This is a genomic window from Massilia sp. GCM10023247 (assembly GCF_042653325.1).
Taxonomy (GTDB): domain Bacteria; phylum Pseudomonadota; class Gammaproteobacteria; order Burkholderiales; family Burkholderiaceae_D; genus Telluria.
On the sequence record NZ_JBHSIB010000015.1, the window covers coordinates 1 to 6,182 of the forward strand.

The window sequence follows — 6,182 nt, forward strand, 5'->3', positions numbered from 1 at the left end:
CAATGATCATAAAAGAAGTGTTACCCATGTCTCCCGACAAGTGTTACCTATGTCCCCCGGCCAAACAGGCTATGCCCGGCCGGCGGCTCAGCGTTGGCGCCACCGCCGCCCACGCGTTCAACGCACGGTAGAAATGCCGGCGTGACGTAGAACGGGCCGGTTGCGAAGGCGAAAAAAAACCGGAGCATTGCTCCGGTTTTTTTGTATCGACAGTTTGAAAAATCAACCCGCCAGTTTCTTCTTGAGCAGCTCCGTCACCTGCGCCGGATTCGCCTTGCCCTTCGAGGCCTTCATGGTCTGGCCGATCAGCGCGTTGATCGCCGCTTCCTTGCCGGCGCGGTACTGCTCGACCGATTTCGCGTTCGCCGCCAGCACCTCATCGACGATTGCCTCCAGTGCGCCGGTGTCCGAAATCTGCTTCAGGCCCCTTTGCTCGATCACGAGGTCGGCCAGGTGCTCGTCCGTCGACTTCGCTTCCCACATGGCCGCGAACACTTCCTTGCCGGCTTTATTGGAAATCGTGCCGTCGGCGATGCGCTTGATGAGCAGCGCCAGTTGCGATGCTTCCACCGGCGACGCGGTGATGTCCACGCCTTCCCGGTTCAGGGTCGAGGAGACGTCGCCCATCATCCAGTTGGCGATGGCTTTCGCGTTTTCCTTGCCGGCCTTCGCCACCACGGCTTCGTAGTAGGTTGCCATGGCCTGGGACGAGGTGAGGATCAGGCTGTCGTATTCCGGCAGGCCGTAGTCGCCCGTGAAGCGCTTGCGCATCGCTTCCGGCAGTTCCGGCATGTCGGCGCGCACGCGCTCGATCCAGTCTTCCGAAATCGTCAGGGGCGGCAGGTCGGGGTCGGGGAAGTAGCGGTAATCCTGCGCGTCTTCCTTCGAGCGCATGGCGCGGGTTTCCTTCTTGTCCGGGTCCCACAGGCGGGTTGCCTGCTGGACCTTGCCGCCGTCTTCGATCAGCTCGATCTGGCGCCGCACTTCGTAGTGGATCGCTTCTTCCATGAAGCGGAACGAGTTCAGGTTCTTGATCTCGCAGCGGGTGCCGAATTCCTGCTGGCCCATCGGACGCACCGAGACGTTGACGTCGCAGCGGAACGAGCCTTCCTGCATGTTGCCGTCGCAGACGCCCAGCCACATGACCAGCCCGTGCAGGGCTTTTGCATACGCGACCGCCTCATTGGCGCTGCGCATTTCGGGTTCCGAGACGATCTCGAGCAGCGGCGTGCCGGCGCGGTTCAGGTCGATGCCGGTCATGCCTGCGTAATCTTCGTGCAGCGACTTGCCGGCATCCTCTTCCAGGTGGGCCCGGGTCAGGTTGACGGTTTTCGTCTCGAGCTTGCCGTCCTTCTCGTAGCCGAAGGTGATCGTGCCGCCCTGGACCACGGGGTCTTCGAACTGGCTGATCTGGTAGCCCTTGGGCAGGTCCGGATAAAAATAGTTCTTGCGGGCGAAGACCGATTGCGGGGCGATTTTCGCGCCGACCGCCAGGCCGAAGCGGATCGCGCGCTCGACCGCGCCCTTGTTCATCACGGGCAGCACGCCCGGCAGCGCCAGGTCGACCGGGCTGGCCTGGGTGTTGGGCTCGGCGCCGAACTGGATCGAGCTGCCGCTGAAGATTTTCGAATTGGTCGTGAGCTGGACGTGGTTCTCAAGACCGATGACGACTTCCCATTGCATGGTGTTCTCTCTTTGTATTCTGTGCTGGCACTGGTTGAACGCGTGGACGGCAGAGCCGTCCACCCTACGTCCCTTGCTTAGACCCCGTCGGGGGCGCGCTGGTGCCAGTCGGTGACTTGCTGGTACTGGTGCGCGATGTTCAGCAGCTTGGCCTCGGCGAAATAATTGCCGATGATTTGCAGGCCGACCGGGCGCTTGCCGTTCTTTTCGCCTTGCCCGAAACCGCAGGGGACCGACATGCCGGGCAGGCCGGCCAGGCTGGTCGAGAGCGTGAAGATGTCGGCCAGGTAGTTGGCGACCGGGTCATTCGTTTTCGAGCCCGCGTCCCATGCCACCGTCGGCGCCACCGGGCCCATGATGACGTCGCACTTGTCGGCGAACGCAGCCTGGAAGTCGTCGGCGATCAGGCGGCGGATCTTTTGCGCCTGCACGTAATAGGCGTCGTAATAGCCATGGCACAGCACGTAGGTGCCGACCAGGATGCGACGCTGCACCTCGCGCCCGAAACCCTCGGCGCGGGTTTTCTTGTACATGTCCTGCAGGTCCTTGTACTCGCTGGCGCGGTGGCCGTAGCGCACGCCGTCGAAGCGCGACAGGTTGGACGAGGCTTCGGCCGGGGCGATGATGTAGTAGGTCGGGATCGACAGCGCCGTCTTCGGCAGCGAGATGTCGACCAGGGTCGCGCCCAGCTTGACGAATTGTTCCAGCGCGGCGCGCACGGCGGCCTCGACATCGGCGGCCAGGCCTTCGCCGAAGTATTCGGCAGGCACGCCGATGCGCAGGCCGGTCAAGGGCTTGTTCAGGTCGCGCGTAAAGTCTTCGTGGCCGTTGCCCTGTTCGGCGGTGAGGCTGGTCGAGTCGCGCTCGTCGTGGCCGATCATGTCGTTCAGCAGCAGGGCGCAGTCTTCGGCGGTCTGGGCCATCGGGCCGCCCTGGTCGAGCGAGGAGGCGAAGGCGATCATGCCGAAGCGCGAGACGCGGCCGTAGGTCGGCTTGATGCCGGAGACGCCGCAGAAGGCCGCCGGCTGGCGGATCGAGCCGCCGGTGTCGGTCGCGGTCGCAGCCGGCGCCAGGCGCGCGGCGATCGCGGCGGCCGAACCGCCCGAGGAGCCGCCCGGCACCGCCAGCGCGTCCCACGGATTTTGAACGGGGCCGAAGGCCGAGTTCTCGTTGGCCGAACCCATCGCGAATTCGTCGCAGTTCACCTTGCCGAGCGTGACCATGCCGGCCGCGTTGAAACGGTCGACGACGGTGGCGTCGAAGGGGCTGACGTAGTTGGCCAGCATCTTCGAGCCGGCAGTCGTGCGCCAGTTGCGCGTGACGAAGATATCCTTATGGGCAATCGGGATCCCGGTCAGGGGGCCGGCAGTGCCTTCCGCGAGGCGCGCGTCCGCAGCAAGCGCCTGGGCCAGCGACAGCTCGGCGTCGACGTGCAGGAAAGCGTTGTGGCCGCTCGCATCGATGCGCGACAGGTAGTGGCGGGTCAGTTCCGTGCTCGATACCTGCTTTGCGTGCAGCAGCGCCGACAGCTCTTTGATGGTCTTGTTATGCATGGTGCCTAAGTTTCGTGGATGCTGGTTATTCGATCACCGGGTTATTCGATCACCTTGGGCACCAGGTACAGGCCGTCCTGTGCCTTCGGTGCCGGGGCCTGGTAGTCGTCGCGGCGGTTTTCTTCGGTCACCACGTCTTCGCGCAGGCGCAGCGGCAGGGCCAGGATCGCGGCGAGCGGATGCGACAGCGGCGCAACGCCGGTGGTATCGACCGCCTGCATCTGTTCGGCCAGGGCGAAGATGCCGTTCAACTCGCCCAGCGCGATGTCGGCATGGGCGTCGTCCAAATCGAGCTGGGCCAGGTTGGCGATCCGTTTTACGTCTGAAAGGGTCAGGGACATGGCAAAAAGCGCGGCACGAGCCGCGTTCAAAATGTGGTTGGGCGAATAACGGAATACGGCGGCCGGGCTGTTGAACGCCTTGCTACAGGCGATAAAAGCTTGCTAATCCCGCCGATCTCGCTTCAGGAACTGGGGGGTAAAACCACCTGTTTTCAGCGTTTAATCGGTAAATTATAAGGTAGAATGGCGGGCTAATGCGTGGTCGGCGCCGAATGAGCGCGGCCCGCATTGCATAAGGGCGTTTAACAAAACTTCCAGGGCAGGGCGACGCGACGCAGCCATGGGAGTTTTGTTAGACGCTCTAGAGACCGCAGGGCGCAGGCAGGCCGACGCGGCGAGGACACCCCGATCAATAGTTTAGGCGCGACTTCGCGCATCAGGACACACATGTTTGGTTCTTTACGCAGTTACTTTTCGAACGACCTGGCCATCGACCTGGGTACCGCCAATACGCTGATCTACGTGCGCGGCCAGGGCATCGTGCTGGACGAACCGTCGGTCGTGGCGATCCGCCAGCAAGGCGGCCCGAACGGCAAAAAAACGATCCAGGCGGTCGGCAAGAAAGCCAAGCAGATGCTGGGCAAGGTGCCGGGCAACATCGAGGCGATCCGCCCGATGAAGGACGGCGTGATCGCCGACTTCACCGTCACCGAGGAAATGCTCAAGCAGTTCATCCGCATGGTGCACGACTCGAAATTCTTCCGCCCGTCGCCGCGCATCATCATCTGCGTGCCTTGCGGTTCGACCCAGGTCGAGCGCCGCGCGATCCGCGAATCGGCCCTGGGTGCCGGCGCCTCGCAGGTGTTCCTGATCGAAGAGCCGATGGCTGCCGCGCTCGGCGCCGGCCTGCCGGTGTCGGATGCGACCGGCTCGATGGTGGTCGACATCGGCGGCGGCACCACCGAAGTGGGCATCATCTCGCTGGGCGGCATGGTCTATAAAGGCTCGGTGCGCGTCGGCGGCGACCGCTTCGACGACGCCATCGTCAACTACATCCGCCGCAACTACGGCATGCTGATCGGCGAGCAGACCGCCGAGGCGATCAAGAAGGCAATAGGGTCGGCCTTCCCGGGTTCGGAAGTGAAGGAGATGGAAGTCAAGGGCCGCAACCTGTCCGAAGGCATTCCGCGCGCGTTCACCATCTCGAGCAACGAGATCCTGGAAGCGCTGACCGATCCGCTCAACAACATCGTCTCGGCCGTCAAGAACGCGCTCGAACAGACCCCGCCGGAACTGGGCGCCGACATCGCCGAGAAGGGCATGATGCTGACCGGCGGCGGCGCGCTGCTGCGCGACCTCGATCGCCTGCTGATGGAAGAGACCGGCCTGCCGGTGCTGGTGGCCGAAGACCCGCTGACCTGCGTGGTGCGCGGTTCGGGCATGGCGCTGGAACACAACGACAAGCTCGGTTCGATCTTCTCGTACGAGTAAGCGAATGAAGCAGGGAGCATGGGCGGGCGAGGGCTGAGAAGCCGGCGCCTGCCCATATCCGTTTTTCATTCCCTGTTCCTCATTCAGGCATTAGGCTCCGGCGGCTGCGCCGCCACTACTGACATTCATGGATTACAGTCCTCCGCCGCTATTCAAACAGGGCGCCCCGGCACGGGTGAAGGTGACGGTGTTCGCCCTCCTGTCGCTGGTGCTGCTGGTGGTCGACGCACGCATGCACGTGCTGAACACGGTGCGCCAGGTGGCCGGCACCATCCTCTATCCCTTGCAGATGGCCGCGCTGATGCCGCGCGATGCCATCTCCAGCATGGGCGGCTATTTTTCCTCGCTCTCGAGCCTGCAGAACGAAGTGCGCGAGCTGAAGAACCAGCAGGTCGCCCAGGCCGAGGCGATGCAGCAGGCCCAGTTCCAGATGGCCGAGAACGCCCACCTGCGGCGCCTGCTCGAAGCGCGCGAATACCTGCCGACCGGGTCGATCATGGGCGAGATCCTGTACGACGCGCGCGACCCGTCGACGCGCCGCATCGTCCTCGACCGCGGCTCGCGCAATGGCGTCGAGCCCGGCCTGCCGGTGATCGACAACGCCGGCGTGATCGGCCAGGTCACGCGCGTGTTCCCCTTTACGTCCGAAGTCACCTTGCTGACCGACCGTGACCAGGCCATTCCGGTGCAGGTGCTGCGCTCGGGCCTGCGCAGCATCGCCTACGGCCGCGGACGCTCGGACCTGCTCGACCTGCGCTTCGTCGCGCCCGACGCCGACATCCAGGTGGGCGACGTGATCGTCACCTCGGGCCTGGACGGGATGTATCCGGCCGGGCTGGCGGTGGCCAAGGTGGTGCAGGTCGAGAAGGTCGCGGCCGGCGCCTTCGGACGCGTGGTATGCCAGCCGCTCGGCGGCGTCGACCGCCACCGCCAGCTCCTGATCGTCAAGTCGGGCGTGGCCAAGGCGCCGCGGCCGGCCGCGGTGCCTGCGCCCGCCAAGCACGCCTCGCGCCGCAACCTGCCGAAGATGGAGCCGGTGCCCCAGCCTCCGCTGCCGCCTTCGCCGCTGCCGGCCCAGGGCGCGCCGGCCCAGCCCGGCACCGGGCCGGGCTCGGTGGCCGGCGCACCGGCCGCAACGCCGGCCGCGCCTCCCGCGCCGAATGCGGCGGCCGCT

General features: G+C 64.9%; 5 protein-coding genes. 2 read left to right on the forward strand and 3 right to left on the reverse strand.

The genetic code is table 11. From position 1 onward, the window contains the following. Positions 1-222: 222 nt before the first annotated feature. The 3 genes from gatB to gatC are packed head-to-tail and all read right to left on the reverse strand — an operon-like array spanning position 223 to position 3,577. On the reverse strand, positions 223-1,701 hold the full coding sequence (gene gatB, locus ACFPAH_RS14255; RefSeq protein WP_379746569.1) for an Asp-tRNA(Asn)/Glu-tRNA(Gln) amidotransferase subunit GatB: 1,479 nt from the start codon (positions 1,699-1,701) through the stop codon (positions 223-225). A 59-nt stretch (positions 1,702-1,760) separates the two neighbouring features. Next, a complete protein-coding gene (gene gatA, locus ACFPAH_RS14260; RefSeq protein ID WP_379746556.1) occupies positions 1,761-3,236 on the reverse strand; it encodes an Asp-tRNA(Asn)/Glu-tRNA(Gln) amidotransferase subunit GatA in 1,476 nt (491 codons plus the stop codon). 41 nt (positions 3,237-3,277) lie between these two features. Continuing rightward, a complete protein-coding gene (gatC, locus tag ACFPAH_RS14265; RefSeq protein ID WP_379746559.1) occupies positions 3,278-3,577 on the reverse strand; it encodes an Asp-tRNA(Asn)/Glu-tRNA(Gln) amidotransferase subunit GatC in 300 nt (99 codons plus the stop codon). A 387-nt stretch (positions 3,578-3,964) separates the two neighbouring features. Here gatC and ACFPAH_RS14270 point away from each other — a divergent pair, with 387 nt between their 5' ends. Both ACFPAH_RS14270 and mreC read left to right on the forward strand, forming a co-directional pair. After that, on the forward strand, positions 3,965-5,008 hold the full coding sequence (locus ACFPAH_RS14270) for a rod shape-determining protein (RefSeq protein WP_379746562.1): 1,044 nt from the start codon (positions 3,965-3,967) through the stop codon (positions 5,006-5,008). 127 nt (positions 5,009-5,135) lie between these two features. Continuing rightward, positions 5,136-6,182: rod shape-determining protein MreC (gene mreC / locus ACFPAH_RS14275; protein ID WP_379746566.1), on the forward strand; the 1,047-nt coding region annotated here is incomplete at its 3' end.

Coding starts and splice junctions, on each gene's coding strand:
- ACFPAH_RS14270 (WP_379746562.1), top strand. CDS start 3,965: ATGTTTGGTTCTTTACGCAGTTACTTTTCGAACGACCTGGCCATCGAC.
- gatA (WP_379746556.1), bottom strand. CDS start 3,236: ATGCATAACAAGACCATCAAAGAGCTGTCGGCGCTGCTGCACGCAAAG.
- gatC (WP_379746559.1), bottom strand. CDS start 3,577: ATGTCCCTGACCCTTTCAGACGTAAAACGGATCGCCAACCTGGCCCAG.